This window comes from bacterium, from assembly GCA_021158245.1.
Lineage (GTDB): Bacteria > Zhuqueibacterota > QNDG01 > QNDG01 > QNDG01 > QNDG01.
Genome location: JAGGVB010000181.1, coordinates 33,858 through 59,903 on the forward strand (window position 1 = coordinate 33,858; position 26,046 = coordinate 59,903).

A 26,046-nucleotide genomic window follows, 5' to 3' on the forward strand; every position below is an offset into this window, starting at 1 on the left:
ACGGATTATCTCAGATTTAGATCCGGGCATAGTACATTTGAGTTTTTATGCTATCTTAAATCTTTCTGAAATGTTTCTCTTAAAATTCCTCTTGCACCGAAACTCTCTTTAAATTTGCCAAGCCCCCAATTAGGGTCTTCATTAACAGTAAAAATCCCGTAATCAAGAAATTTATACCCTTTTTCAATTGACCACTTGATAATCTCATAAAAAAGGAAATTAACGGGCCTGTATTTCTGGTAATCTTCATCATGGCTGATGTAAAATGCAAGCACAACACGATCATTGCATAAAAAATTTGTCACACCTGCAATCATCTTGTCTTCAAGATATGCTCCGAACTGCAGGATTCTTTCAGGAAAGAGCTTTTTCAACCTCAGCAGTTCTTCCAGCGTATGGGTAGGATTTACATTGTGCCTTAATTTCAGATTCTTTTTAAGTATTGGATAGAATTGGCTAAAATCTTCTTTTATTTTTATCTTGACACCTAATTTTTGTGATCTTCTTGTTGCTGTGCGGGCTTCAGGTTTAAACTGTTGGTAAATATCCCCGGTGTTGAAATCCAGAGGGATTACACTTGAAACTTCTCGTTTTTTATATATAAATCCGTTTTTATAAAGGGCAAAATCAATATAGTTACTCGGCCGTGCAAGGTATATAAGAGGAGGCAGAGTCATCTCAATTCTGTCAATCTTCTCTTTTTCAGCATGTTCCAGCAAAGATTCAACGAGGTCAAAAGCAGTACGTATCGACGTTTTTTCATCATACACAAAGCCTCCGTAAGAAGCTCCGCAGTGTGAAGAAAGCACTCTTTTACCGTCAATTACACGTAAAGCAGCAGGAAAGAGAGCGCAAGCCGTGCTACCCTCGGAAAAGATTAATGAGTGATCCTGAAATTTTCCTTCATCGTGGTATGAAAGGAATCTGCGGGTGTGGAACAGAGTACCGTTATTTGCTTTCCATACAAATTTATCCCACCACCCGCTTAAATCCCGATTGTATTTTTCAATTAAAATAATAGACAACCTTTATTTTTTCATTAAAGCAACCATTATTGCTTTCTGCATGTGAAGCCTGTTCTCTGCCTCATCAAATACAATAGAATGAATTCCGTCAACAACTTCATCTGTAATTTCGTCGCCTCTGTGAGCTGGCAGGCAGTGCATAACCTTTACATCATCCTTTGCCAGATCAACAAGTTTCTGGTTCACCTGAAAAGCAGCGAACACCTTTTTACGCTTTTCAGCTTCTTTCTCCTGCCCCATACTTGCCCAGACATCCGTATAAATTACATCAGCATCTTTTACCGCATCAAGAGGGTCACGAATTATGTTAATCTCGCTGATTCCCGCTTTCCTGCCATCTGCAAGAATTTTCTGGTCAGGATCATACCCTTCCGGGATTGCAAGATTTAAAGTCATAGGAATACGTGCAGCCATATTAATCCATGAATTTGCAAGATTGTTTCCGTCACCCACAAATGCAAGTTTTAATCCGTCAAAATTACCCCTGTGCTCAAGAACTGTCAGCATATCGCCCATAACCTGACATGGATGAAGAAGATCAGTCAAACCGTTAATAACAGGAATAGTCGCATTCTCAGCAAGCTCAATAATATGTTCATGCCCGAAAAGCCTGGCCATAATTCCATCATTGTATCTTGAAAACACCTGAGCAATATCTTTTACAGCTTCACGTTTACCTATCCCTATATCATTGGGGGAAAGATACAGTGCATGCCCGCCAAGCTGGAACATACCTACTTCAAATGAAACCCTTGTTCTTGCAGACGGTTTCTGAAAAATCATTGCCAGGGTCTGGCCTTCAAGCACGTGAAAAAACTGGCCTTTTTTCAGCTTTGTCTTAATATCAATTGCAAGCTTAAACATTTCATGAATTTCTTCCGTTGTAAGATCAGTAATCGCAAGAAAATCCTTCTTCATACCTCCTCCATATTATTTTTTAACGTTTCCCTTTAAGGGAACACTCCAATTCATTTGAGATGATATTAACTCTTTTATTTTAAAAAGTCAAGCAATCTTTAATTAAAGAATATACTTTGAAAGGTCTACATCTTCTACAATATCGCTCAGGCACTTTTTCACATCTTCAGCAGCAAGCTTAACGCTCTTCATATTTTCATCAGGGATATTAAAGAGTATCTCCTCAAGAAGCGTACTCATAATAGTCTGAAGCCTTCTCGCCCCTATATTTTCCGCCCTTTCATTTACTTTTGTTGCGGTTCTTGCAATCTCTTTTATAGCACCCCTCGTAAAAACGACCTTTACTCCCTCAGTTTCAATTAATGCAGTATACTGTTTGACAAGGGCATTTTCAGGTTCTGTTAAAATACGAATAAAATCTTCCGTTGAAAGTGTATCAAGCTCAACACGTATTGGGAATCTGCCCTGAAGCTCGGGAATAAGATCTGACGGTTTGGATACATGGAATGCACCCGATGCAATAAAGAGCACATGATCCGTACGAACCATTCCATATTTTGTCACTACATTGGTACCTTCAACAACAGGCAGAATATCTCTCTGTACGCCCTGCCTTGAAACATCTATTCCGCTGCCGTCCTCTTCTCCTGCTATTTTATCGATTTCATCAAGGAAGACTATGCCGGACTGCTCCACCCTCGAGATGGCATCTTCAATTACCTTCTCCATATCTATCAGCTTTTGAGTCTCCTCTGCAATCAGCACCTGCCGCGCCTCTGCAACTTTCATTTTCTTCTTTTTCCTCTTCTTCGGCATCATGCCTCCAAAGAGGTCCTGAATGTTGAGGCCCATCTCTTCAATGCCTATTGGAGAAAATATCTGCATCATGGGGTGTGAATCAAAATTAGTAGTAATTTCTACTGTTCTATTCTCAAGTTTTCCTTCTTCAAGCTGTTTTTTTAACTTTTCCCTGGTTCTGCTGAATCTTTCCTCATCCTTCCTTTCAGAATTCTCTTCTGAAAAAACATCCTTTGAGAAATCTATTGCTTTTTCATCGGCTGTATTATCTGTCGGAAAAAGTATATCAAGCAGCCTCTCCTCAGCAGCCTCCTTTGCCTTGCCCTGTACCTTAAGTGTGTGTTCTTCCTTTACCATAGAAACTGCAAAATCAGTCAGATCACGGATAATTGATTCAACATCCCTTCCGACATATCCCACTTCGGTAAATTTTGATGCTTCTACTTTGATAAAAGGTGCACCTGCCAGCCTTGCAAGCCTGCGTGCTATCTCTGTTTTACCCACTCCTGTAGGGCCTATAAGGATTATATTGTTAGGCATAATCTCATCACGAAGGTCATCTTTTACCTGCTGTCTTCTCCAGCGGTTTCTCAGGGCTATTGCAACCATCTTTTTGGCGTTATCCTGGCCAATTATGTATTTGTCAAGTTCTGCAACAATCTCTCTCGGAGTCATACAGAAATTTGCATTATCCTTATTCTGCCTTTTCAATATAAAACCCTTCTGTTATAAAACTTCCACATTAATTTTATCATTTGTATATATGCATATCTTTGATGCGATTTTCAGCGACTCACGGACAAGTTCCTCAGCGTCAAGCTCACTGTATTTAACAAGTGCTCTAGCAGCAGCAAGAGCATATGGCCCTCCTGAACCAATTGCAACTATGTTATCATCAGGCTCAATTACATCACCGGTTCCGGAAATTATCAGCATATTTTTCTTGTCAGCAACCGCAAGAAGAGCTTCAAGCTGCCTAAGATACTTGTCAGTCCGCCACTCTTTTGCAAGTTCCACTGCTGCTCTCGGCAGATTGCCGTTCCACTGTTCAATTGCCTTTTCAAATCTGTCAAAAAGAGCAAATGCATCTGCTGCAGCTCCTGCAAATCCTGCAACCATAGTATCATTATAAAGCTTTCTGACTTTGAGAGCCTTCTCTTTCATGACATAATCGCCGAATGTAACCTGGCCGTCGCCTCCGATTGCTACAGTTGCTCCTTTTTTTACACCTAGTATTGTTGTTGCATGAAAAACTGTTTCCATAGAATTCTCTGCTTTTTTATTATAATATGTTCTCTATAAGTACGAAACCTTTAAAAATTTGTTCCCTGTACTGGAAAAACTCTGACAATTTTTCAAAATTCCGCTATTTCTTTTTATTTAATTCTCTTCAGATACTTAAAATAATCCGACTTTGTCGTCAAAATTAGTGTTGAAGCCGAATCAATTGATGTTTTGTAAGTTTCAAGAGTTCTCAGAAATGCAAAAAAATCGGGATCGGAATTATATGCCCTAGCATAAATTTTTGTTGCCTTTGCATCTGCATCTCCCTGAATCTCCTTTGCCTTTTTGTATGCTTCCGAAGTAATTCTCTGCATCTCTTTTTCTCTTAATCCCTGAATCTCTGCCATCTGCCCCATACCTTCTGAACGGTATCTCTCTGCAATACGTTTGCGCTCAGAGATCATTCTCTCATACACCTTTTTCCTTACCTGCTCAACATAATTGATTCTCTGAATCCTTACATCTACAAGTTTAATGCCGTATTTTTCAACCTGCTCTTTTGCATTCTCGAATATCTTTCTTGTTATAACATCTCTTCCCAAATTTATAGAGCTGACAGTCATAGTGGAATCACCAAGTAATTCAGTATCATTAGCCTCAAATTCACGATTTGAATTCCGTACGATTTCAACTAATAAATTATCAGACACGAAATCTCTGGTTACCGCATCAATTATATCATCAAGCCTGCCGTGAGCACCTGTTTCATTGCCTACAGACTGCAGAAAAGTCAACGGATTTATAATGCTCCATCTTGCCGTAAGATCAACCCAGATGTATTTTTTATCTTTTGTGGGAATCTGATTCGGATCGCCGTCCCATGCCATAACTCTCTTTTCAAAAAAATGAGCATCCTGTATAAAAGGGGACTTCCAGTGCAGCCCTGCTTCTGTAACTGCACCGCCTATGGGTTTGCCGAACTGTGTAATAACTACCTGCTGAGTTTCAGAAACAGTGTAGAACCCATTAAAAAGAACCAGAAGGAAAATAATTCCTGCTACTGTGAGTATAATATTTCTCTTCTTCATTTTACTCCCCCTTTCTGTTCCTTCTGTAAGTCAAGGAAGGGCAATATACCTTTTTGGTCTATATCAATAATATATTTTTTATTAACACGGGGCAGGACCTCAGTTAAAGTTTCAAGGTAAAGTCTTTTACGTGTTACATCTTTTGCATTCCTGTAGGCTTTCCAAACAGCAATGAAATTAGCAGCATCTCCCTGTGCCCGGTTAATTCTATTCAAAGCATACCCCTCTGCCGCCTGAATTCTCTGTTTTGCCTCACCTTTAGCCTGAGGTATCGCTTTGTTATACGCCTGCCATGCCTGATTAATCATTCTCTCTTTTTCCTGCCTTGCTTCATTAACATCATTAAATGCAGGCTTTACAATATCTGGAGGGTTAACATCCTGCAGTTTTACAGTTACAATATTAATACCTGATTTATAATAATCAAGTATTGACTGTAACCGCTCCTCAACTTTGTTTGCAATATCTATCCTGCCTGTCGTTAATACTTCCGTAACACTATGATCACCCACCACTTCTCTCATAACAGCTTCGGAAATATCTCTCAGAGTTTCATCTGCGTTCCTTACATTAAAGATATAATCTCTTGCATCTTTAACTTTAAACTGAACAATCCACTCTACAACTGCAAGGTTCAAATCACCTGTCAGCATTAAGGATTCATCTGTATACTGTTTGTTAGAATAGATTGTACGTACTCCTGCTTTAAGTGTACGGAATCCGAACTCCTCCTTAAACACATATTTTACCTTTACTTTTCTGACGCTTTCAACTCCAAAAGGCATTTTCATATGCAGGCCGGATTCAGTTGTTCTTGTATATTTGCCAAATCTCTGAATCACCCCCTGTTCATCCGGCCCGACAGTATAAAATCCCGAAAACAGAAGAATTAATCCGATAATTATCAGTACTGCAATAACTCCGTTTTTTCTGTTAAATGCCATAGGAAGCTCAACTTCTTCTCCCCCTACATTGAATGTTCTTTTCTTTAATACCATAACTTCCTCCTGCTTTCAGTTTAAATTTTTCTTCTCAACCGGGCAACAGGTATCATCATCTGCTCTCTGTATTTAGCAACTGTTCTCCGTGCTACTCTGTATCCGTCTTCTTTTAACATCTCTGATATTTTTTGGTCATTAAAAGGTTTTTTAGGATTTTCTTTTTCAATTATCTCCTTAATTCTCGACTTTATAAGTTTATTTGATACACTTTCACCTGAATCGGTCTCAAGGCGTTCACTGAAAAAATATTTCAGTTCAAAGATACCAAAATCCGTCTGTACATACTTACCGCTCGTAACCCTGCTGACAGTTGAAATATCAAGACCTACTTCCTCTGCAATGTCCTTAAGAATCATTGGCCGCAGATATTCTTTGCCCTTATCAAAAAACGCTCTCTGATGATTAAGGATTGATTCCATGACACGCAGGATTGTAGAACGCCGCTGATAAATCGAATTAATCAGCCATCTTGCAGACTCCAGTTTCTGGCGTATATAATCACGCGTATCTTTGCTTACATTCTTTTTATCCCTCAGCAGATTTTTGTAAGTATTATTTATCCTGAGCCGTGGAATATTATAATCATTTAATGAAATTGTAAATTTACCGTCTTCTTTCTTAACTATAACGTCAGGTATTATATAACTTTCAGATTCAGAAATATATCTATACCCTGGTTTGGGGTTTAATTTGGCGACAAAATCCATTATCCTTTTAACTTCATTTAAAGGAATTTCAAGTTTTTTGGAAATCTTTTCAAATCTTTTATTCGTAAAATCTTCAAAATATTCAGCAACCATCTTTATTGCAAGTTCATCTGCATCCTTCTTTTCCCTGAGCTGAATCAGCAGACACTCCTGAAGATTTCGTGCAGCAATTCCCGGAGGATCAAATTTTTGAATAACGCTAAGGACTTTTTCAACCTTGTCCGGAGTTATTTCAAAATTTTCGGCTATTGCTTCAATATCGCATACAAGATAACCGTCATCATCAAGGCACCAGAGTATGTATTTTCCTATCTCTTTGCCTTTATCGTCAAGAGGCGCAAGATAGAGCTGGTCCATAAGATAATCCATAAAAGTAACCGGAGAGGGCTCTATTCTGTTCTGTTCTTCATCCGGGCGTTCTCTCGGAGACTTGATTTCATAGTTATCTTCATCATTAAGTATCTCATCCCAGTCAATTTCCTCTTCTTCGGGTTCCTCTTCTTCTGAATCTTCCTTTTCTTCAGTATCCTCATTCATATCAACAATTTCTTCAATATCAAGATCTTCTTCCAACAGAGGATTCAGCTCAAGCTCCTGTGTAATACGCTGCTCAAGCCTTAGAACAGGAAGCTGTAAAAGGGATGACAATAAAACTTGTTGAGGGCTCTGTTTCTGCTGTAAATAGAGCCGTTGGCTCATTTGAATCATAAACTATTCTACTCCGTTTGCCTGTTACCTGTTCAGTTTAAATTCTTTCCCAAGGTATATCCTTCTTGCTTCATCATCCTCAGCAAGTGATTCGGAAGATCCGGCTTTCAGGATCCTGCCTTCGTAAAGGAGGTATGACCTGTCTGTTATTGAAAGAGTTTCATAAACATTATGATCCGTTATTAAGACGCCAATACCTTTATCTTTTAAGTGTATTACAATATTTTTAATATCTTCAATTGCAATTGGATCAATACCGGCAAATGGTTCATCAAGAAGCATATAATCAGGCCTTGTCACCAGTGCCCTTGCAATTTCAACCCTGCGTCTTTCTCCACCTGACAGGGTATAGGCTTTTTGCGATGCAATGTGTGTTATGGAAAGATCCTCAAGAAGCTGCCTGAGCCTTTCTGCCCGTTCTTCTTTATCTATTTTTAAAGTCTCAAGAACAGCCATAATATTCTCTTCAACTGTCAGTTTCCGAAAAACCGATGCTTCCTGGGGCAGATAGCCAATGCCCATTCTCGCTCTCTTGTACATTGGCAGATTTGTTATATCCATGCCTTTATAAAATACCCTGCCCTCGTTGGGACGAATCATACCTGTTATCATGTAGAACGTTGTTGTTTTACCTGCTCCGTTCGGGCCAAGAAGGCCGACAATCTCGTTTGGATTTACTTCAATGGACACCCGGTTTACAACACGCTTCCCTCTGTAAATCTTTACGATATTTTCAGTCCGTATAGTTTGCTTATCTGTTTTCTCTTTATGTTCCACACTTAATTCCAAAATTGATTACTTCCGATAAAAATTCTTCATACAACAATATAACAATTATTCACCAAAAAACTACGCTCCCTAAAAAACTTTCTCCCGTTTCTTCATCTTTTTAATCGCTTTTGTACTGATCTTTCTGCTGCCTGCAGCTTCCGGAGAATATTTTCCCGAACATACTCCCGGACTGCTTAAAATCAGTACCCGCTCCAGTTTCTGCTTTGAATCAAAATAGAGCTCAATCCTGTCACCTGTTACATTGTTAACCCCCGGTTCACCCTCTTTATCAGTCACATGGTAGATGCTGACCGCCTGATGCCGAATGTCCAGTTTTTGAATAGTATCGTTCTCAGCCTCTATAAATATCGTATCTCCGCTCATAAAATCATTCTTTTCGGAAATTGAATCTTTAACAGTTATTTCAGCATTGCCTGTAACCACACCGCCCTGAAAAGAAAGGCCTTTAAGTCTGAGTAAAATCTCTTCTCCTTTAAGGCGTTGATTCTCCACCCACACAACAGGTTTCTCAGAAAGCTTTAAAGAAGGCGGGTCATCTGTGTAACATGCACTGCCGCATACAGCTCTCAAATTATTTCTTATGATACTTACACTGTCAGAAATAACAATCTGTTTTTTATCCTCCCAAGCTTCTGCACTTTTTCCATTAATCAGGATTGTATCGCCGGCAGCTGAATCCGTTTTTACGACATTTACCCCCCCCCACAGCGAAGCATATTTCTTTTCTCTATAATACTTTGCCTTTCTGCCGGAAAGAATAATGCCCTTAATTATATCCTTAATTGTAACAGTATCATAAACGCTTACAACCTTATCTTCCTGATTATATTCAAGGTATGGAGTACTCAGCTTTTTGCTTCCCATTAGAAGCTCGGCATTGCCTCTCGCTGTTTCCACGTGTGTTATACCGTTATAGAAAACAAAATCAGCTTTCAGAGTTCTTTCTCCGTCAAATATTGTGACATTATTCTTAAGTTCAGCAGTCTGTTTCTTGTCATTAAACCTTGCATTATCACAAGTAATCAGGGCTTCCCCCTGAATTAGTTTTACTTTACCAGTTAAGATGGTTATTGTCTCTTTACCTTTTGTGATACTTACAAGGCTGTCTGCTGAAACAAGTTTTATCCTGTCGCTATTGCTGCCTTGCCTTTGCTGTGCAATGGAAACAGAACCTGATGTTAAAATAAGAGAAAGAACAATAAAATTAAATACACGGGCAACCATTTTCGGCCTCATTCCGATTGTTCCCGTTTTAAAACACCGGCTGAAGTATCTGCATTTTCAGGTTTGGCAAACTCTTTTTCAACCCTGCTTAAATCCACACGCCTGTTGCCCACACCCCACGGTTTTGTAATTACTCTTCTGCTCAAATCCGCATTCGATTCAAATCCCACACCCCATATTGTGTCTGCCTGAGGAGTTGTTATCATAACAAGTGTATCGGAAATTATCTTTCCTTTTCTGTTATCCCACCTAAGCCTCTCGGTATAAAGAGTAATCCCGCTGTCTGATTTTACAATAACACTGCCGATAGCCATAACATCCTCAGTATCTTCGTTATATCTTCCTCCTGCAGAGGACAAGCGGGATACATGGCTGCCGTCCCTGTTATAAAAATCCACTTTGATTTTCCTGTCAAAATCCACATATGCAGTGGAATCATACTTAACCATATGACCGTACCAGACAACAGCCTGCCTGTTTCCCTCCCTTGTAACATAGAGCCGTGAATTCCACCCTTCCTGAACAGGAATTCTTTTTTCTGAAATGGTCGAGACATCAGATTCGCTCTTTTTACTGCATCCTACTGAAACCACAGCAGATAGTACAGTAAGCAGAATAAAAATGACTGCTTGCGAAAATTTTTGTCTGACACTCCTCATGCTAAGCTAATCCCGCTTTCAATAAATCATGAATGTGGACCATGCCGACCGGATTATCATCTCCATCTGTAACAATCAGTACATTTATTGAATTGCCTTCCAGCACATTAAGAGCTTTTGCAGCAAGTACACCTGAAGATATACAGATGGGATTCCTGCTCATAATATCCTTTGCCTTGAGATGCCAGATATCATGATTCTGTTCAATTAGCCGCCTTAAATCCCCGTCAGTAATAATCCCGCATAAATTATTTTCTTTATTAATCACACAGGCAGCGCCCAGGCGCTTTGATGTAATAGTAAGAATGACATGTGTCAGTGTATCTTCTTCAGCTACAAAAGGGATATCATTGCCGGTACGCATTACATCATCAACCCTCAGAAGAAGATTCTTACCTATATTCCCGCCCGGGTGATACATGGCAAAATCTTCCACACTGAACCCGCGTTCCTGAAAAAGGGCAAGAGCAAGGGCATCTCCCATTACGAGAGTGGCTGTAGTACTTGCAGAAGGTACAAGGTCAAAGGGGCAGGCTTCCTCTTTTACGCTGACATTAAGGACAATATCGCTTCGTCTTGCTATCTCGGAATTCATGTTGCCTGTAAGAGTAATAATCGGCACGCCCTGGCGCTTGAACATAGGCATAATCCGCATAATCTCTTCTGTATTACCGCTTTTTGATATACATATCACTACATCACCTTTAAGAACCGCACCAAGATCACCATGTACTCCCTCGGCAGGGTGAAGAAAAAATGCAACTGTGCCTGTACTGGTCATAGTGGATGCAATCTTGTTTGCAATGATTCCAGACTTGCCGATACCTGTAATTATCACACGGCCTTTGCAGTTTAAGAGGATTTCCACCGCTTTCCGGAAATTCTCATCAATACTGTTAATCAGGCCCTTTACTGCATCAGCTTCGATTCTTACGACATTTTTCCCGGTCTCAATAATCGTCACTTCAAGTCCGCCTTTGCTTTTTCCCAATCATCAAGAAATCGTTTTATTCCGATATCAGTAAGAGGATGTTCTGCCATCTGTTTTATAACTTTAAGAGGGACTGTAACTCCGTATGCCCCGAGGAGCCCGCTCTCAACAACATGGTTTGGGCTGCGCACACTTGCCACAATAACCTCTGTAGAAATATCAAGATAATTTGAGTATATCTCAACAATCTCACTTATCAGATCCATACCGCTGCTTGACATATCATCAATTCTTCCAACAAAGGGGCAGATATAGTCTGCTCCTGCTTTTGCAGCAAGGATTGCCTGGGTTGCTGAAAAAATAAGTGTAAAAGCTGTTTTAATTCCTTCCCCACTTAATATTCTTACTGCTTCCAGTCCCTGTGTGGTTATTGGAATCTTTACTACCACATTTTCTCCCCAGCCTGCAAACTCTCTTCCCTCTTTGACAATGCCCTCTCTGTCCCGACTAATAACTTCCGCAAGAACAGGCCCCTCTACAATTTTTACGATATCCCGTATTGCCTCTTCCAGCCCTCTTCCGGATTTCATAATTAAAGTAGGGTTAGTAGTAACTCCGTCAGCCAATCCAAGAGCCTTTGCCTCTTTTATCTGATCTATATCTGCAGAATCAACAAAAATCTTCATTAATCCTCCTGAAATATTATTAATTTAAATTTACAAATACTTATTCGCCCTGATATTTAAAACCCGGAAGATGTACGCTGCCATTTTTTCTGAATTTTTAAAATTTTCTCGACAACTTCTCTTATCGCTCCTCTTCCTCCTGAAGCCTTTGTTACAAAATCGGCTTCTCTCTTAACATAGTCTCTTGCATCTGCAACTGCAACTCCCACACCTGCAAGCCTGATTACTTCCAAATCCAGGAGGTCATCGCCTATATAGCAGACCTCTTCAGATGAAACACCGAACTGCTGCTTCATTTTCCGGAATGCGTCTCTCTTTCTCTTTGCACCCTGGAACAAAGCGTCAAATTTCAGTTCTCCTGCTCGCTTCGTAACTGAATCAGATGACCTTCCGGTTATTATAGCGGTTTTAAGCCCGGCCATTCGGGCAAGAGTAATTCCCATCCCGTCCTGGACATTAAAGCTTTTGTACTCATTTCCGCCACTGCCCAGAATTATACCGCCGTCAGTCAGTACTCCGTCAACATCCATTGCCAGAACTTTAATTTTCAAGAACTTTTTTCTGATTCGCAGGGGGTTCAATCTCTCTCCGTTTTATATTTTAAGAAATATTTCCTGCTGGCTCCGCCTCACCTTGTCAATTTCAACAATCTGAGACAGCAGATGATCCAGAAGATTGAGGGGCCACATACTTGCAGCATCACACAAGGCATTTTTACAGTCAGGATGAGTTTCAATAAAAATCACATCAATACCTGCTGCTACAGCAGCCCTGGACAGGCCTGGCACAAACTGCGGGGCTCCTCCTCTTGCATCCGCACTTGATATTCCGTAAATACGTATTGAATGTGTGGGATCAAATACAACCGGATAGCCGAAGCTGCGCATTATCTGAAAAGAGCGCATATCAACAACTAAATTCCTGTAGCCGAAGCACGCGCCTCTTTCAGTCAGCATAATGTTGCTGTTTCCTTCTCCTTCAATCTTACCGATTATATTTTTCATATCTTCAGGATGGAGGAACTGTCCCTTTTTAACATTAATCACCTTACCTGTTTTTGCTGCTGCGACACTCAAACTTGTCTGCATTGAAAGATAAGCCGGTATCTGAATTACATCCAGAACCTCAGCTGCAGGCTTTACCTGACTCTCCTGATGTACATCTGAAAGAACAGGAATGCCTACCTCTCTCTTTACCTTATCAAGTATTTTCAACCCCTTATCAAGCCCCGGGCCCTGATAACTATCAGTTGAAGATCTGTTATCCTTAAGAAAAGATGATTTGAAAATCAGCGGCATATCATACTTTGATGCAATTTTCTTTATCTTTTCCGCAGTGGATAACACAAGGCTTTCCTCTTCTATTACACAAGGCCCTGCAATTAATGCAAGGGGATTTCCGCCTCCTATTTCAAATGAATCAATTTTAATAGTTCTCATCTATTCCCCTTTTACTTTGTCTCTTCCTGATAATCAAGAGCCGCTTTTACAAAAGATTTAAAAAGCGGATGCGCTCTTAATGCCCTGGTTTTAAACTCCGGATGAAACTGTCCTGCAAGAAACCACCGTTTTGAAGGCAGTTCAACCATCTCAACAAGCATGTTATCAGGTGAGGTTCCGCTTATTACCATCCCATGTTTTTCAAGACAGTCTCTATAATTATTGTTAACTTCAAATCTATGCCTGTGACGCTCGCTTATCTGCGGTACCTGATAAATTGAGCGGGCAAGTGTACCCTCTTTTAATACGCACGGATACGCGCCAAGCCGCATTGTTCCGCCCTTGCGTGTAACTCCGACCTGCTCTTCCATAAAATCTATAACAAATTCATCACAATTCGGATTAAACTCCCGGCTGTTTGCATGCTCAAGCCCGCAAACTGACCTCGCGAATTCAATAACAGCACATTGAAGGCCGAGACAAATTCCGAAGAAAGGGAGATCATTCTCTCTTGCATACTTGATTGCACTTATCTTCCCTTCAATCCCTCTGTCTCCAAAGCCTCCGGGAACTAACAGACCTGATACATCTTTCAGTAAATCTTCCGCTTTGCCGTGTTCAACTTCTTCCGAATCCACCCATAAAAGTTCCACAACCGCCTTATTTGCCACGCCTGCGTGAATAAAGGATTCAATTATACTTTTATATGCATCTCTCAATTCAACATATTTTCCGGTAACAGCTATTCTTACTTTTTTTTCAGGATGCTTGATATGAAAAATCAGGTCTTTAAGCTCTTTAAGGTCAACTTCCTTTTGATTAAGTTTCAGAAGGTCAATAACCTGTTTTGCCAACCCCTCCTCTTCAAAAAGAACAGGAACTTCGTAAATAGATTCGGCATCCCTTGCTTCTATAACAGCCTCGCTACTAACATTGCAGAAAAGCCCTATTTTGCGCCTTGCTTCATCCGGCAAAGCACGCTCTGTTCTGCAAAGGATTATATCCGGCTGGATACCAATCTCTCTCAGCTTCTGAACACTGTGCTGAGTAGGTTTTGTTTTAATCTCACCGCTTGTTTTTATGTATGGGACAAGAGTCAGATGTAAGTTAATTACATTATCTCTGCCCTTGTCAAGTTTATACTGTCTGATTGCTTCAAGAAAATGAAGCCCTTCAATATCACCTACCGTACCTCCCAATTCTACAATCAGGACATCCAAATCCTCAACAGAAGATGCAGCTCTGTCTATTGCTTTTCTTATTTCATCTGTAATGTGAGGAACTACCTGAACAGTTTTCCCAAGATATTCGCCTTTGCGCTCTCTTTCTATAACATTATGGTAAATCCTGCCTGTTGTGGAATTGTTGTTCTGACTCAGGTTAATATCAAGGAAACGTTCGTAATGCCCCAAATCAAGATCAGTTTCAGCTCCGTCCTCAGTTACAAAAACCTCTCCGTGCTGGTACGGGCTTAGCGTTCCAGGATCAACATTAAGGTAAGGATCCAGCTTAAGAATTGTAACCCGAAGCCCCCGCTGTTTAAGAAGCAGCCCGAGTGATGATGAAGCAATCCCTTTTCCGAGAGATGAAACTACTCCACCTGTAATAAATATCGTCTTTACTGTTTTATTGGACAACTATCCCCTCCTCGTTTAATTCACATCCAGATATTCTCGGGCCCTGCTGAGATCTTCAGGAGTATCCACACTTAAGGGTTCATTGTTTGTTTCTGCAACTTTTATTGTAAAACCGTTCTCCAGAACCCTTAACTGCTCAAGCTTTTCAGTCATTTCCAATGAAGAAGGTCCGATCTCACTCAATCTGATTAAAAATTCTCTGCGATAGCTATATATTCCTATATGTTTTAAATACTTATATTCTTTAATCTGTTTCGATACATCCCGGCAGTCCCTGTAGAATGGTATGGGGCTTCTGGAAAAATAAAGCGCCCTGCTGTTCTTGTCTGTAATTACTTTGACTGTATTAGTGTCATTCAGCTCTGAACTTAATTGAATTCTTTTTACAAGTGTACCCATATCAGCATCTGAATCATTAACTAGAATCATAGCGACCCGGTCAATATCAGCAGGGGAAATAAACGGTTCATCACCCTGTATGTTTACAAAAATATCCGCTTCTCTTTCACGCGCAATATATGCTGCTCTGTCAGTTCCCGACGGAAGATCCGAAGGCGTCATAACTGCTTCGCCTCCTGCCTGCTCAACAGCAGCAATAATCCGCTCATCATCAGTAGCAACAATAACCCGAGACAGGTACTTTGATTTCCTTACCTGATCCAGCACCCTGACTATCATTGGCTTACCGCCTATATCAACTAGAGGTTTGCCCTGAAGCCTCGTGGAACCATATCGTGCTGGTATTATGCCTGCAATTTCAGGTTTTTTATTCATCTCCGAAACCTTCGGCTTTTAAAATAAAAAATAAGCACTGATTTCTCTTAATCTTGCTCACAGATTCATATTCACCAAGCATTGCAGTACTGTATAATTTTTCATATCCGGATAATATTATCAATATTTTCTTCATCTCAACTTTTGTTTAAGGCATATGAAATATGTATTAACAACACGTTTAATATACAGCATCACCCTCATATTGTCAAGCTTTAATGAAATCTGGCACGCTATTTGTACAGGGGGGATTGATTCAATTTACTTTATACTGTGTAGCACTGACAAAGCAGCCGCTGACTCTGTCAGAAGTTCATTTTATTTAAAATTTTATTGACAAATGACTAAATAATTCATACAATAATACATCATTATTCACATATTACTCAACCGATTAAATTTACAAAAAAGGATATTTTACAATGAGAAAAACAGCAGCCATTTTTATTTTTCTATCCATTGCATGCTCCCTTAATGCCAGGACTGACGCTCCAGGAGATACTTTGGGCCAAATCCATTTCGGTTCAAAAAATTCACCTCTTAAAGGGCTGACAATAACATGGCGAAGCCCGGGACAAACCGACAGTATTAAGTGGGGATATACTGAGACATTCGGCAAAGGAACATTTTGCGGAAAAGTTAATTCCCATTATCATTTAAACCTTTTTAGTTATACTTTTCCGGATTTGCTTCCTGACACATCAATTTACTATTCAATATATAACTCTTTCCAAAGGCACTGGGCTGACAGAAAAAAATTTATTACTGCAGCTGCATCTGGAAATAAGCATTTTACCTTTACTGTTCTCGGAGACAGCAGAACCCATCTGAATGACTGGCATAGCTTATCGTCTGCTGTTTGCCCTTCGGATTTTTCAATATTTGTTGGCGACATAGTTTCAAAAGGGGGAAGTATCCAAAAATGGGATAACTGGTTTAATTACGGTAAAAAATATTTGAGCCAGAACCTCGTTTATCACACACCAGGAAATCATGAATATTACGGAGACCCTCATAATGATAATTATTTAAATCTGTTTACTTTTCCAGGAAATTCCGATAATGATGACTTTTATTATTCATTCCATTTCGGAAAAGTAATTTTTATCTGCCTGAACAGTGAAGATGCACAAGATTCAACTCAATACAAATGGCTCATAAGAACACTGGAAAACAATAAATCCGTAAAATGGAAATTTGTATGGTTCCACAGGCCTTTTTATACAAGCCCGTCTCACGAAGGTGAAATGGATAAATACTTCGGCACATGGTGGAAAGCATTTGATGATTACGGTGTGGATTTAATTTTCAACGGACATACTCACAACTATCAGAGGACAATTCCCATTAACCGGAATATCTCTTTTACAGAAGGTGTGGATTCCTATGGAAGTTTACCCTACCAGGGCAGATGCCAGATAGTTACCGGCGGTGCAGGCGCTCCCTTAGATAAAGCCGGCACAGGCTGGTTTATTGATACAAGCTACAGCGGATTGCACTATGTTCTCGTTGAGGTTTCAGGAGACACTCTTAATATAAAAGCTTTAACTCAGGATAATTCGGTAATTGATAAATTTTCTATTGTTAAGAAACATTAAGCAGGATATTATTGAATGACTCTCCGGTTTGTTTTAGTATTAAGCAGAAGGATTACCGGCATCTGCAAATCTCCGCCCGAAAATGCGATGTAGGGGGCTGTGTCAAAAGCCCTAACCCTGTCATTGCGAGCGTCTTTTTGCGAAGCAATCTCTTCAATTCGTGCTCAATTCCTGAGATTGCCATGTCGCTTTGCTCCTCGTAATGACTTCAAATCGACTTTTGATACAGCCCCTCAGCAGCCGGTATTTTTTTTGGGGGGGTGCCAGATTTTATGTAAAAACGCTTGATTAATTTGTATGATTTACATAGATTATATATGATTTATTAAATATCGTATGAAATAATCAGGAGGCTGTTATGTCTATTGCAACTGTCGGTGCGCGATATCAAATTGTAATTCCGGCAAAGGAAAGAAAACGTATCGGATTAAAACCTAATCAGAAAGTTAATGTAACAGCTGACCGGGATTGTATAATTGTCGAACCTATAGGTTCACAATCACTCCGCGGTATTACCCGGGAACTTAATGACGGAACTGATGCTGCAGCTTATATTAATAAATTAAGAAATGAATGGAATACGCGCCGATGAAAATCCCCGAAGGTCTGCAAAAACGGGACGGTGTAGTGATTGATACCACTGTCTTTATTTATCTGTTTGAAGATCATCCCCGATATGGCCTGATTGCCGAATATATTATTGAACAGATTGAAAATAATATTTTTAAAGCTGTAATAACACCTGTTACTGTTGCTGAAATTATTGTTAAGCCATTATCTCTTAACCGGCCGGATTTAGCCGACAGGTGCCGCAATGCACTGCACAGGTTTAAAAATATTACAATAGTTGATTTTTCATATAAAGCAGGTGAACTTGCAGGTGCTTTAAAAGCAGCGTATAATCTTCCTTTGCCGGATATGATTCAAGCGGCAATTTCCATGCAGTACTCATCACCTGCCCTGATTACAAATGATAAAGCCATGGCCCGTATTAAAGAAATTGATGTTTATCAATTAAATATGTTCATATAACCGCTGCAATTTTCTGAATTGTGCACGAATTCAGAAAATTGTTTCTTTGGGCAAGCCGGAATCACAATGGCAGGTTTGTGTATTTTGATGCAGCCGAGGCAGAAAACCCCGGCGAAGAAAAACCTCCTGAGAAGGCAATTCCGCAGCTACATTCCCATGAAGAGTTCTCTAATAAATTCCAACAAACTTTTAATAAACATTTAATTATTATCTAAAAGCGTGAACAGCAGCGGAACACTTGTACCTCTGCCTTTTTTCAGATTTGCCATTCCGATTTGTGAAAAGTTGTTAAAATCTCTGGCAACAGGCCTTTCTGATGCCAATTCCTCTTCTGATAACTTCACAGCACCTGCTTGCGGAAAAGAAACAGTAACCTTGTTTGATAAAGTATTATAAGAGATATTCCGTCCTCTGATCATCTCTTCAAAATACTGAGTCCCTGTCAGTACTGCGCTGCTGCGAACCGGTATAATTCTGATTGTGATTGTCTGGCTTACCGATTCCTGCGAAAATAAATTTCCCCTTGCACCAAGCAATGTTAAAATTATCAGACATGCTGCAAAACACTTTCTCATTTTTCTCTCTCTACCTTTTTGAAACAGATGTTTTGACTGCACTATCCAATTGACAATAATATGACAAAATTGTCACTAATTTTATAAAGTATTAACATTTTTTACATGAATGTCAAGGAAATTATCAAAATTAGGCGGGTTTATTTATAAATCAGGCAGCAGCTTTCACCCGAGTACATGGCAACCTTCGGCCGGAATACGCATAAAATTATAATTCTAATCAAAAACACATCTAAGGGCATAGCATAATCGGTAAACCTGAATTGACACTGGCCTTGCCATGCAAGGGCTGTGACAAGCGGGTTTATCCGAGTTCATGCGATGGTTATAAGGTATTATTTATTCCGGCTTTGATGCCCATATTTTCAAATATTCTTCGGCAGTACAAATAGGGATTTTACTCTTTTTATAATCTTGAGTGTTTCTTGTAATAAGAAACTTTATTTCATTTGCTTTTGCAGTATAATATTGAATAGCATCTTCAAAATCAGTAAAGTTGGAATCTAAAGCTAATTCGATAATTTTTTCAGTAACAGGCAAGATTGATATTAATGATTTTAATTTGCGAAGACTCTGAAGAGCATATTCATTAGAAGTTTTTTTGGTAAGGATATAATGAATATTAGAAAAAACAATTGGAGATGTAAAAGCTAATATTTGTTCTTGATCAATTAAGGTAAATAATTTCGCTGCGGAGTTATAAAATGGTTTTCTTTGAGCCAATACATCCAAAATTATATCTGAGTCTAAAAATATTTTGTGCATTATGAATATTTTTCCATAATATGTTTTTTATACTCTGACTTTGAATCATAATTGTCTTCTAATTGAATGACACCTGAAATCTCTTTTATATTTTGTGATACTTCAATATCATCAATATTTTGACTCTCTGTCAAATAAGTAAAATAATTCTGAACTAGTCCTGATAAACTTTGTTTTTTCAATTGAGCGTAATGTTTTGCTTTTTCAATCACATCATGATCAAGTTGTAATGTCAATTTTGAATTCATGCTAACCTCCTCTTTGTACGTATAAATTTAACACATAGACTACGTACTTGTCAAGGGGAAAGTTGTAATTTATTCATTAACCTTATAACCCATAAACCCCGCAGTTAGCCGTCCGGTGGAAGGCATTGTTATTTTATAGTGCCGACCTTTTCTACGATGATCCCTTTAAAAGGCAGCTCGGCAATACCGGATAGGGTCTTTTTCATTTCCAATAGGAAAGGTTTCTCTGTATTCTTATCCCCGTTTTTCATCTTACTTCGTAAAGTTAGAAAACCTGCCGGATAAACGCCGTTTTCCCCTTCTTTGACCTGAAAGAATAGTACCAGGTTGTTGGTGAAGGTAATTTCATACCAACTGTCCTCGATGGTTAGATCTTTGGGTGAGGTCGCTTTATCACCGTTTCTTTTCTCAACTACTATTTTTTCTGCTGGTATTTCAAGGTCACCGATCTCGCCGTTTAGTTCCCTGTCTGAAAAAAACTCATAGGGACCGTCTGTATTCCAGCCGGTTCGTATGCGCTTGACCTCATACGTTCGGAACACATTATCTTCCCAGGCTTGTGTGGCCAGCTGAGACACGCGGAAACACACAGCCTGGCAGAGACATTTATTTTCTTTTTTCGTCCCTTTGTTTTCAATTATGGCATCCGCAAATTGTAATGTCTCAATTTTGCTATTGGGCTTTTTCTGAATCTTCAGTGTGTTTGACTTGACGATATTTGTGACTGCAACACAGTCAGTTGGCAATAAAAACCTCTTCTTCGAAACAAGATGGAAACACCCAGTGAAGAAAACCGCAGAAATAAGAATCCCTATAGTGATTTTTTGGTAAGACATCACTCCTCCTATTCGCAATTACCATATGCAAAAATAACTGCAAAATCACCAGTAAAAACAACCGACAACCAAACGGAACACCGGAAAAGAATGAACTTGAAAGAAAGCACTACACCCAATTGAAGCAATTGACATCAACGCCCTTAACATGCGTTGGCCGAATTGAAAAGTGAAAATAGAAGCAAGCGTTTTCATTTAGTGCATTTTTGGGTTAGCAATTATTCATCATAAATAATTGCATCAAGAATAGAGAGTGCTTCATTTAGTACTCCTATAGGTGCTTTATCTATAAATTTTACCTTTCTTGATCTGTAATCAACTGATTTCATCTGATCTACCATAATAACACCTGAGATAATACCATCTTCAGGAATTTTAACATGTAAAGGGATATTACGATTGGTGTTTGTTATTGGACAAACAAATGAAAGTCCCGTTTTTTGATTGAAGATTGTATTAGAAACTACAAGAGCAGGCCTTCTGCCTTTTTGTTCATGTCCGGATTGAGGATCAAATGTTAAGGCGATAAAATCTCCCTTTTTCGGTATATATTGTTCCATTACCAAACTTCTCCTCCAACTGGTTTGCCCCAATCAATTTCTTCTGGCCTATAGTCTTCAGGCATTTGAGAAAGAAGACTTTTTAATTTATATTTTCCACGATTTACAGTTGTCGGTTTTACAACAATTTTACCATTATGTATAGAAATATCTACATCATCACCGATTGCTACGTGTACTTTACGAAGAATATCTTTAGGAAAACGAACTCCCTGGCTATTACCCCATTTTTGTATTTTAGTAATCATAATATTTCCTCTTTAGACAATTAGCAGTATATCCAAAGTATATACAACAAAAACAAAAAAGTCAAGTATAATTATTTTGCTAACATTTGGCTCTGAGGTGCGGCCAACTAATGCCATCCAGAAGCCATGTTTGATGTAAGAATAAAGGTACGATAATGTCCGCACAGTTATTCTTTTCATGGACGGCGAAAACCGTCAAAAGCAGATGAAAAATGGGAAAAAACCGTTACAGCCGCATCCGGCAGCAGCCATGGGGATATGCCAGCCCTTTATCTACTTGGCAAAATAATTTACTCTTGGCATATTTTGAAAATCATTATCTTGTGTCCAAACTATAGCTTCAAATTTATTTGCTGTTGCCAGAATAATACTATCTGCCATTGGGATTTTATTTCTTAAACTAATAACAGCTGCGGACATTGCAATTTCTAATGTTAGATCAACAATTTGCCCTTGTTTCATTAAAGCAATACCTTGAAGTGCACTATTTTCATCTTTTTCACGAAGAATGACTTTGAATACCTCATAGATAGTAATTGAGGGAACAATTAATGACTCTACATTTGAAAGTGGTTCTTCAAACTGACTTGCATTTTTACCACCAGAGAAATACTCAAGCCACCCAGATGAATCTACAATATTCACACTCTATCCCCTTCTCTTTCGAAATTGATGTCAATTCCTTTTAAAAAACCCTTCATATCAGTTATCTTTCTAACGGGGATAAGTTCAATTCTGTCTTCATATTGCATGACTTGCATTCGTTGGCCAGGAAGCAACTTTAATGATTCTCTCACATTCTTAGGTATTACGACTTGAAATTTGGGTGAAATTTTTACTGCTTCCATTTTCAATCTCCTTATTAAAGCCCTTGTCGTAATACGTTAATACTATCGATACTAAAAATCAACTTCTTTTTGGCTATCGTCAAAAAATATAGGGGTATAACGGTGCGGTTCAGTGAGTGCAAAAGCCAAGAGAAATCTCGACAACTGAAGTGATTCCACTGAGCTCTAATAAACCTAAAAACCGGTGCGCTTTTGCATCCACTGCAACCGCATGGTTAGCAGGAATTTATTAATTGCCGCGTCTCACTTCTTGCAAGATGTCAATGATTTCTTCTTTCGAGATATCTATCTTTATTCCTTTAACATTAAGAGGAGAAGTTATTTTCTTAAAAGGTTTTACAATAAACGACGATCCATCTTTTCTTTTTATTAATACCTCACCTTCAATTTGTGCTTTATTTAAAATAGAAGCAAATTTTTGTCTGGCCTCTGAAAAAGTATATACTATCATGGCTCAACCTCGATCGTTTTTATATTTAAAGTCTTTGAAATTGTTTTTAATTTATCATCAAGTGTTAATAGTGCGGCTTTTTGCCTGATAGCACACTCAATAAAATATGCATCATAAGCATAGATATTATTTTCATATGCAATTGACAGGGCATTTTTTAAATCAATATCAAGGAATCTTATTGGTATCTTCTGATAGTAATCAATAGCTGTTCTTGCCTGGCTTAATGTTAATCTGTTCCTTTTAAACATCGCAGAAAAGGCATTACTAATTTCCCAGTGCAAAGATTGTGGTGCAATCAATTCACATCCGATCGTGTGCTGAATTAATTTATTTTTATGCTTTTCATTTGTGATTACTGCTATGACAACAGATGTGTCGATTACGATTAGCATTTACGTTCACACTCCATGTGTACAATTGTACAACTAATTTAATTCATACTACATGCATTGTCAAGTATTTTTTACCTGCTAACAATTCTTATCTTAAATAAACCGAAATTTACTTGAAAAAGTGCCTTTCCATCTGCAAAATGATAATACCCTTATTTTCATTTATTTGATTGAAAGGAGAATACTATGAAACTCCAAAATCTCGAGATGCCTGTCCCGAGTTTTATACGGGGAAAAGGCACTATATCTCCGATAAATTCGTTATTGGTATTGACCCGGCTAAAAACAAACACCAGGCCATGGTTCTTGATCCCAAAGGAATTCCTGTCGGGAAATCCTTTTCTTTTCAAAGTTCTTACAACGGTTTCCATTTCAAACTCATTCCCTTTCCTGGTTCTTCCTGACTAGCGAATCTATAAATTAGTCGGGCCGAATAATTAGAATCGGCAGCGACGAAATAAAGTCGGGCAGGGAAGTTTAAACAACCGGGACGGTACTTTGAGACTGCAATAGGTGAAGTGCGTCCGGACTTGAGGGAAAGGTACAAGCTTCTTGAGCTTAAAAGTGACCGTTGTCAAAGAACGATAATCAATTTAAAGATATACTTTTTACTTGACTTTCAGCAAGTAGACCAAGCTCACCAGCGGTAATGGAGCGTCTCGCACTGAGCCTGTCGAAGTGCAGCGGAATAGCGGTCAGGTGGAGTGTCTTGTTAGCGAATTATAATTTTTTCAAGAAATCATTTACTGTTATCCTTGCTTGTTTTAATATATGTGAAAGGGTTGACCGCTTTATCGGCTTATGCGCCGGAACTATAATTTTTAATACCTCATTTTCAATATGTTTTTGCAACCTTATATGCGAACCTTTTTGTCGAACTATTACCCACCCATCCCTTTGTAACGCTTTGATGACCTTGTCGTAATTTAAACTCGGCACCTTGCTCATATCGATAATTCCACTTCTTCAGCGTGGGTAGCTTTGAAAGTATCATCTGCTACCGGTTCTAAATAAAGTTCAATTGCCTCACGAATATTTTTTAATGCTTCTTCTTTCGTATCGCCTTCTGAAATACATCCCGGCAGAGAAGGCACTATAGCTGTATATCCTCCATCATCGCTTGGTTCCAAATAAATTTTCAGTTTCATATCTATCCTCTTATTTCTATTTCTCGCTAACGATTCTTATCTTAAATAAGCCGGAATTTACTTGATAAAGTGCTTTTCCGTCTGCAAAATGATAATACCCTTATCTGATTGAAAGGAATATACTATAAAATTACAATATTCCGGGATAAAAGGCAATTTATTTCCGATAAATTCATTACATCCCTGCCGGGAAATCTTTTTCTCTTCAAAATCTGTGCAGCGGTTTTCACTTTAAACTCTGGCAGGGAAGTTTAAACAACCGGGACGGTACATTCGCAATGACTTTGAGACTGCAATAGCCAAGGTGCGTCCGGAGTTCAGGAAAAGGTACATGCTTCTTGAGATTAAAGAAGAGCGTTTTCAAGAACAAATTCAAAATTATCTTTTATTTTTCTTTTGCTTTTCAGCAGGCAGCCGCGCTTAACCAGTTGGGTTGAACCTGAGTGAACTCCAGAATCTAATTCCAGGAGCTAAGGTTCTATAGTTGCTCCGGGCAGATCAGCTTTACTGTTGGAAAATATGTTTTGTATCTATTTACATCTCGTGTAATTAAGTCCAGTCCAAGTACTGCTGCATGTGCTCCAATATAGAAATCGGGTAAGGGGGATCTCTTTATCCCTTTATTCTTTCTATACTTTAGATAAACTTTACCGGCCAGAAAAAGAGCTTCTTTAGGAATTTCCAGCATCTGGAATCCACCTTTATGGATGGCTGATTCCAACTCCTCAATCTTTCCAAAACCTATAGAGACTTCTGTGTACACAATTGAGTTAATATAGAGCGTTTCGTAAAGGCTATAATTTGCCAATACCGATTCAGACCAATCCGCCCAATTTGGGTCATCAAGAAAAATGTCCAAAATAACGTTTGAGTCAACAAGAAGGCCCTTCACCTATCCTCCCTTGTTAATGCCATAATCTCATCTGTCGTCATTTTAACATCTGCAATGCCGCGTAATTTTGCAAATTTACGGGTTGCAGCTTTTTTCCCTTTTAATTTCACTAAAAAGACGCGGCCTTCTTCCTCAATAAAATCAACTTCTGTTGCCGGGGTTATCCTTAATTTTTCACGAATGTGCTGGGGAATTGTTACTTGACCTTTTGTAGTTACTCTCATTATGTGACCTCCAGTACTAAGTATTACTGGTAATAATAATACATTATACAGCCAAAGTCAATATCAATTTATAGAATTATTTAACGATTCTTATCTTAAATAAACCGGAATTTACTTGATAAATTGACTTTCCTAAACAACCGGCACAGCACATCCGCAATGACTTTGAGACTGCAATAGGTGAAGTGCGTCCGGACTTGAGGGAAAGGTACATGCTTTTTGAGCTTAAAAGGGACAGTTTTCAGAGAACAACTTTAAGATTATCTTTTATTTTTCACTTGCTTTTCAGCAAGTAGGTTTGGCTTCATCCGGCTGCGTCTGCTATAGACCCGGGTTATTATAAATTTTACAATTTATCAAATTGTTCTGGTTCGATATCTGGAAGTTTCGACAAAATTTCTCTGAATTTATTAGAATTTCCATATTTACCCCGCTCTTCAAGATATCGTCCAGTTTCAAGTGCTGATATTTTTTCAGCCAGTGCAAAGGTGATAAATTGATTTATTGATATTTTATCTTCCGATGCTAATAGTTTTACTCTATTATGTAACGATTCAGGTATTCGTAAACTCAATGTACTCATTGTTAAACCTCAGAAAGCGGATTTATTCTCAA

The 26,046-nt window shown here is 38.8% G+C and carries 35 protein-coding genes; 4 read left to right on the top strand and 31 right to left on the bottom strand.

All coding sequences use genetic code 11. The features are described from left to right. Positions 1–50: 50 nt before the first annotated feature. From J7K93_10415 to kdsB, 16 genes are all read right to left on the bottom strand, one after another. On the bottom strand, positions 51–1,019 hold the full coding sequence (locus J7K93_10415) for a GNAT family N-acetyltransferase (protein MCD6117417.1): 969 nt from the start codon (positions 1,017–1,019) through the stop codon (positions 51–53). A gap of 9 nt (positions 1,020–1,028) precedes the next feature. Beyond that, positions 1,029–1,943, bottom strand: a complete 915-nt coding sequence (gene argF / locus J7K93_10420) for an ornithine carbamoyltransferase (protein MCD6117418.1) — start codon at positions 1,941–1,943, stop codon at positions 1,029–1,031. A gap of 102 nt (positions 1,944–2,045) precedes the next feature. Further along, positions 2,046–3,416 carry an ATP-dependent protease ATPase subunit HslU gene (hslU, locus tag J7K93_10425; GenBank protein MCD6117419.1) on the bottom strand — a complete coding sequence of 457 codons (1,371 nt, stop codon included), beginning with the start codon at positions 3,414–3,416 and terminating at the stop codon, positions 2,046–2,048. 51 nt (positions 3,417–3,467) lie between these two features. Then, positions 3,468–4,004, bottom strand: a complete 537-nt coding sequence (hslV, locus tag J7K93_10430; protein MCD6117420.1) for an ATP-dependent protease subunit HslV — start codon at positions 4,002–4,004, stop codon at positions 3,468–3,470. A 113-nt stretch (positions 4,005–4,117) separates the two neighbouring features. After that, positions 4,118–5,053 (bottom strand): protease modulator HflC, encoded by a 936-nt coding sequence (hflC, locus tag J7K93_10435; protein ID MCD6117421.1) that lies wholly within the window; start codon positions 5,051–5,053, stop codon positions 4,118–4,120. Continuing rightward, a complete protein-coding gene (gene hflK / locus J7K93_10440; GenBank protein ID MCD6117422.1) occupies positions 5,050–6,051 on the bottom strand; it encodes an FtsH protease activity modulator HflK in 1,002 nt (333 codons plus the stop codon). The genes hflC and hflK overlap by 4 nt, the downstream gene beginning before the upstream one ends. 20 nt (positions 6,052–6,071) lie before the next feature. Continuing rightward, positions 6,072–7,469 (bottom strand): RNA polymerase factor sigma-54, encoded by a 1,398-nt coding sequence (gene rpoN, locus J7K93_10445; protein MCD6117423.1) that lies wholly within the window; start codon positions 7,467–7,469, stop codon positions 6,072–6,074. Between the two features lie 24 nt (positions 7,470–7,493). After that, a complete protein-coding gene (gene lptB, locus J7K93_10450; protein MCD6117424.1) occupies positions 7,494–8,213 on the bottom strand; it encodes an LPS export ABC transporter ATP-binding protein in 720 nt (239 codons plus the stop codon). Between the two features lie 114 nt (positions 8,214–8,327). Beyond that, positions 8,328–9,485, bottom strand: coding sequence for a hypothetical protein (locus J7K93_10455; GenBank protein MCD6117425.1), 1,158 nt, complete (start codon positions 9,483–9,485; stop codon positions 8,328–8,330). Between the two features lie 8 nt (positions 9,486–9,493). After that, entirely contained in the window at positions 9,494–10,144 is a 651-nt protein-coding gene (gene lptC / locus J7K93_10460; protein ID MCD6117426.1) for an LPS export ABC transporter periplasmic protein LptC, read from the bottom strand. Between the two features lies 1 nt (position 10,145). Continuing rightward, a complete protein-coding gene (locus J7K93_10465; protein ID MCD6117427.1) occupies positions 10,146–11,108 on the bottom strand; it encodes a KpsF/GutQ family sugar-phosphate isomerase in 963 nt (320 codons plus the stop codon). Then, positions 11,105–11,761 carry a fructose-6-phosphate aldolase gene (gene fsa / locus J7K93_10470; GenBank protein MCD6117428.1) on the bottom strand — a complete coding sequence of 219 codons (657 nt, stop codon included), beginning with the start codon at positions 11,759–11,761 and terminating at the stop codon, positions 11,105–11,107. The genes J7K93_10465 and fsa overlap by 4 nt, the downstream gene beginning before the upstream one ends. 56 nt (positions 11,762–11,817) lie before the next feature. Continuing rightward, complete coding sequence (locus J7K93_10475; protein MCD6117429.1) at positions 11,818–12,291, bottom strand: HAD-IIIA family hydrolase; 474 nt, start codon at positions 12,289–12,291, stop codon at positions 11,818–11,820. 63 nt (positions 12,292–12,354) lie between these two features. Then, positions 12,355–13,200, bottom strand: a complete 846-nt coding sequence (kdsA, locus tag J7K93_10480) for a 3-deoxy-8-phosphooctulonate synthase (protein ID MCD6117430.1) — start codon at positions 13,198–13,200, stop codon at positions 12,355–12,357. A gap of 11 nt (positions 13,201–13,211) precedes the next feature. Then, positions 13,212–14,837 carry a CTP synthase gene (locus tag J7K93_10485; GenBank protein ID MCD6117431.1) on the bottom strand — a complete coding sequence of 542 codons (1,626 nt, stop codon included), beginning with the start codon at positions 14,835–14,837 and terminating at the stop codon, positions 13,212–13,214. A gap of 15 nt (positions 14,838–14,852) precedes the next feature. Next, the gene (kdsB, locus tag J7K93_10490; protein ID MCD6117432.1) at positions 14,853–15,611 is read right to left on the bottom strand and encodes a 3-deoxy-manno-octulosonate cytidylyltransferase; all 759 of its coding nucleotides are present in this window, start codon (positions 15,609–15,611) and stop codon (positions 14,853–14,855) included. Between the two features lie 422 nt (positions 15,612–16,033). Here kdsB and J7K93_10495 point away from each other — a divergent pair, with 422 nt between their 5' ends. The 3 genes from J7K93_10495 (at position 16,034) to J7K93_10505 (ending at position 18,241) form a co-directional block, all read left to right on the top strand. Beyond that, entirely contained in the window at positions 16,034–17,209 is a 1,176-nt protein-coding gene (locus J7K93_10495) for a metallophosphoesterase (protein MCD6117433.1), read from the top strand. Positions 17,210–17,567: 358 nt separating this feature from the next. Beyond that, positions 17,568–17,801, top strand: a complete 234-nt coding sequence (locus J7K93_10500; protein ID MCD6117434.1) for an AbrB/MazE/SpoVT family DNA-binding domain-containing protein — start codon at positions 17,568–17,570, stop codon at positions 17,799–17,801. Beyond that, positions 17,798–18,241: a PIN domain-containing protein gene (locus J7K93_10505; GenBank protein ID MCD6117435.1), complete on the top strand. Its 444-nt coding sequence runs from the start codon at positions 17,798–17,800 to the stop codon at positions 18,239–18,241. Before J7K93_10500 ends, J7K93_10505 begins: the two co-directional genes overlap by 4 nt. Positions 18,242–18,441: 200 nt before the next feature. On the opposite strand, the gene J7K93_10510 is transcribed toward J7K93_10505, so the two are convergent. The 10 genes from J7K93_10510 to J7K93_10555 form a co-directional block, all read right to left on the bottom strand. Next, positions 18,442–18,816 carry a hypothetical protein gene (locus tag J7K93_10510; protein MCD6117436.1) on the bottom strand — a complete coding sequence of 125 codons (375 nt, stop codon included), beginning with the start codon at positions 18,814–18,816 and terminating at the stop codon, positions 18,442–18,444. A 339-nt stretch (positions 18,817–19,155) separates the two neighbouring features. Then, positions 19,156–19,584: a PIN domain-containing protein gene (locus J7K93_10515; GenBank protein MCD6117437.1), complete on the bottom strand. Its 429-nt coding sequence runs from the start codon at positions 19,582–19,584 to the stop codon at positions 19,156–19,158. Next, on the bottom strand, positions 19,581–19,829 hold the full coding sequence (locus J7K93_10520; protein ID MCD6117438.1) for a hypothetical protein: 249 nt from the start codon (positions 19,827–19,829) through the stop codon (positions 19,581–19,583). Before J7K93_10520 ends, J7K93_10515 begins: the two co-directional genes overlap by 4 nt. A gap of 128 nt (positions 19,830–19,957) precedes the next feature. Further along, positions 19,958–20,665 (bottom strand): hypothetical protein, encoded by a 708-nt coding sequence (locus J7K93_10525; protein ID MCD6117439.1) that lies wholly within the window; start codon positions 20,663–20,665, stop codon positions 19,958–19,960. Positions 20,666–20,883: 218 nt separating this feature from the next. Next, positions 20,884–21,225, bottom strand: a complete 342-nt coding sequence (locus tag J7K93_10530; GenBank protein MCD6117440.1) for a type II toxin-antitoxin system PemK/MazF family toxin — start codon at positions 21,223–21,225, stop codon at positions 20,884–20,886. Further along, positions 21,225–21,473, bottom strand: a complete 249-nt coding sequence (locus J7K93_10535; GenBank protein MCD6117441.1) for an AbrB/MazE/SpoVT family DNA-binding domain-containing protein — start codon at positions 21,471–21,473, stop codon at positions 21,225–21,227. The genes J7K93_10530 and J7K93_10535 overlap by 1 nt, the downstream gene beginning before the upstream one ends. A gap of 273 nt (positions 21,474–21,746) precedes the next feature. Then, on the bottom strand, positions 21,747–22,118 hold the full coding sequence (locus J7K93_10540; GenBank protein ID MCD6117442.1) for a type II toxin-antitoxin system VapC family toxin: 372 nt from the start codon (positions 22,116–22,118) through the stop codon (positions 21,747–21,749). After that, on the bottom strand, positions 22,115–22,321 hold the full coding sequence (locus tag J7K93_10545) for an AbrB/MazE/SpoVT family DNA-binding domain-containing protein (protein MCD6117443.1): 207 nt from the start codon (positions 22,319–22,321) through the stop codon (positions 22,115–22,117). Before J7K93_10545 ends, J7K93_10540 begins: the two co-directional genes overlap by 4 nt. 229 nt (positions 22,322–22,550) lie before the next feature. Next, on the bottom strand, positions 22,551–22,772 hold the full coding sequence (locus J7K93_10550; GenBank protein MCD6117444.1) for a type II toxin-antitoxin system Phd/YefM family antitoxin: 222 nt from the start codon (positions 22,770–22,772) through the stop codon (positions 22,551–22,553). Then, complete coding sequence (locus J7K93_10555; protein ID MCD6117445.1) at positions 22,769–23,167, bottom strand: type II toxin-antitoxin system VapC family toxin; 399 nt, start codon at positions 23,165–23,167, stop codon at positions 22,769–22,771. The genes J7K93_10550 and J7K93_10555 overlap by 4 nt, the downstream gene beginning before the upstream one ends. Before the next feature lie 186 nt (positions 23,168–23,353). Between J7K93_10555 and J7K93_10560 the strand changes: the two genes are divergently transcribed. Then, positions 23,354–23,575, top strand: a complete 222-nt coding sequence (locus J7K93_10560; protein MCD6117446.1) for a hypothetical protein — start codon at positions 23,354–23,356, stop codon at positions 23,573–23,575. Positions 23,576–23,887: 312 nt separating this feature from the next. On the opposite strand, the gene J7K93_10565 is transcribed toward J7K93_10560, so the two are convergent. The 5 genes from J7K93_10565 to J7K93_10585 form a co-directional block, all read right to left on the bottom strand. Beyond that, a complete protein-coding gene (locus J7K93_10565) occupies positions 23,888–24,115 on the bottom strand; it encodes a type II toxin-antitoxin system HicA family toxin (protein ID MCD6117447.1) in 228 nt (75 codons plus the stop codon). Beyond that, positions 24,112–24,315, bottom strand: a complete 204-nt coding sequence (locus J7K93_10570) for a type II toxin-antitoxin system HicB family antitoxin (GenBank protein MCD6117448.1) — start codon at positions 24,313–24,315, stop codon at positions 24,112–24,114. Before J7K93_10570 ends, J7K93_10565 begins: the two co-directional genes overlap by 4 nt. Positions 24,316–24,793: 478 nt before the next feature. Then, positions 24,794–25,207 carry a PIN domain-containing protein gene (locus tag J7K93_10575; GenBank protein MCD6117449.1) on the bottom strand — a complete coding sequence of 138 codons (414 nt, stop codon included), beginning with the start codon at positions 25,205–25,207 and terminating at the stop codon, positions 24,794–24,796. Then, entirely contained in the window at positions 25,204–25,431 is a 228-nt protein-coding gene (locus J7K93_10580) for an AbrB/MazE/SpoVT family DNA-binding domain-containing protein (protein ID MCD6117450.1), read from the bottom strand. The genes J7K93_10575 and J7K93_10580 overlap by 4 nt, the downstream gene beginning before the upstream one ends. A gap of 346 nt (positions 25,432–25,777) precedes the next feature. Continuing rightward, positions 25,778–26,014, bottom strand: coding sequence for a toxin-antitoxin system HicB family antitoxin (locus tag J7K93_10585; protein MCD6117451.1), 237 nt, complete (start codon positions 26,012–26,014; stop codon positions 25,778–25,780). Positions 26,015–26,046 lie beyond the last annotated feature (32 nt).

Excerpts from the sequence above, each read along its gene's own strand:
- J7K93_10530 (MCD6117440.1), bottom strand. The coding sequence starts at position 21,225 with ATGGAACAATATATACCGAAAAAGGGAGATTTTATCGCCTTAACATTT.
- J7K93_10520 (MCD6117438.1), bottom strand. The coding sequence starts at position 19,829 with ATGAATTCAAAATTGACATTACAACTTGATCATGATGTGATTGAAAAA.
- J7K93_10505 (MCD6117435.1), top strand. The coding sequence starts at position 17,798 with ATGAAAATCCCCGAAGGTCTGCAAAAACGGGACGGTGTAGTGATTGAT.
- hslU (MCD6117419.1), bottom strand. The coding sequence starts at position 3,416 with ATGACTCCGAGAGAGATTGTTGCAGAACTTGACAAATACATAATTGGC.
- hslV (MCD6117420.1), bottom strand. The coding sequence starts at position 4,004 with ATGGAAACAGTTTTTCATGCAACAACAATACTAGGTGTAAAAAAAGGA.
- J7K93_10585 (MCD6117451.1), bottom strand. The coding sequence starts at position 26,014 with ATGAGTACATTGAGTTTACGAATACCTGAATCGTTACATAATAGAGTA.
- kdsA (MCD6117430.1), bottom strand. The coding sequence starts at position 13,200 with ATGAGAACTATTAAAATTGATTCATTTGAAATAGGAGGCGGAAATCCC.
- kdsB (MCD6117432.1), bottom strand. The coding sequence starts at position 15,611 with ATGAATAAAAAACCTGAAATTGCAGGCATAATACCAGCACGATATGGT.
- fsa (MCD6117428.1), bottom strand. The coding sequence starts at position 11,761 with ATGAAGATTTTTGTTGATTCTGCAGATATAGATCAGATAAAAGAGGCA.
- J7K93_10580 (MCD6117450.1), bottom strand. The coding sequence starts at position 25,431 with ATGAGAGTAACTACAAAAGGTCAAGTAACAATTCCCCAGCACATTCGT.
- J7K93_10525 (MCD6117439.1), bottom strand. The coding sequence starts at position 20,665 with ATGTCTTACCAAAAAATCACTATAGGGATTCTTATTTCTGCGGTTTTC.
- J7K93_10455 (MCD6117425.1), bottom strand. The coding sequence starts at position 9,485 with ATGGTTGCCCGTGTATTTAATTTTATTGTTCTTTCTCTTATTTTAACA.
- J7K93_10475 (MCD6117429.1), bottom strand. The coding sequence starts at position 12,291 with ATGGATGTTGACGGAGTACTGACTGACGGCGGTATAATTCTGGGCAGT.
- J7K93_10565 (MCD6117447.1), bottom strand. The coding sequence starts at position 24,115 with ATGAGCAAGGTGCCGAGTTTAAATTACGACAAGGTCATCAAAGCGTTA.
- J7K93_10510 (MCD6117436.1), bottom strand. The coding sequence starts at position 18,816 with ATGAGAAAGTGTTTTGCAGCATGTCTGATAATTTTAACATTGCTTGGT.
- J7K93_10545 (MCD6117443.1), bottom strand. The coding sequence starts at position 22,321 with ATGGAAGCAGTAAAAATTTCACCCAAATTTCAAGTCGTAATACCTAAG.
- hflK (MCD6117422.1), bottom strand. The coding sequence starts at position 6,051 with ATGGTATTAAAGAAAAGAACATTCAATGTAGGGGGAGAAGAAGTTGAG.
- J7K93_10500 (MCD6117434.1), top strand. The coding sequence starts at position 17,568 with ATGTCTATTGCAACTGTCGGTGCGCGATATCAAATTGTAATTCCGGCA.
- argF (MCD6117418.1), bottom strand. The coding sequence starts at position 1,943 with ATGAAGAAGGATTTTCTTGCGATTACTGATCTTACAACGGAAGAAATT.
- J7K93_10495 (MCD6117433.1), top strand. The coding sequence starts at position 16,034 with ATGAGAAAAACAGCAGCCATTTTTATTTTTCTATCCATTGCATGCTCC.
- rpoN (MCD6117423.1), bottom strand. The coding sequence starts at position 7,469 with ATGATTCAAATGAGCCAACGGCTCTATTTACAGCAGAAACAGAGCCCT.
- J7K93_10535 (MCD6117441.1), bottom strand. The coding sequence starts at position 21,473 with ATGATTACTAAAATACAAAAATGGGGTAATAGCCAGGGAGTTCGTTTT.
- J7K93_10570 (MCD6117448.1), bottom strand. The coding sequence starts at position 24,315 with ATGAAACTGAAAATTTATTTGGAACCAAGCGATGATGGAGGATATACA.
- J7K93_10555 (MCD6117445.1), bottom strand. The coding sequence starts at position 23,167 with ATGCTAATCGTAATCGACACATCTGTTGTCATAGCAGTAATCACAAAT.
- lptC (MCD6117426.1), bottom strand. The coding sequence starts at position 10,144 with ATGAGGAGTGTCAGACAAAAATTTTCGCAAGCAGTCATTTTTATTCTG.
- J7K93_10550 (MCD6117444.1), bottom strand. The coding sequence starts at position 22,772 with ATGATAGTATATACTTTTTCAGAGGCCAGACAAAAATTTGCTTCTATT.
- hflC (MCD6117421.1), bottom strand. The coding sequence starts at position 5,053 with ATGAAGAAGAGAAATATTATACTCACAGTAGCAGGAATTATTTTCCTT.
- J7K93_10560 (MCD6117446.1), top strand. The coding sequence starts at position 23,354 with ATGAAACTCCAAAATCTCGAGATGCCTGTCCCGAGTTTTATACGGGGA.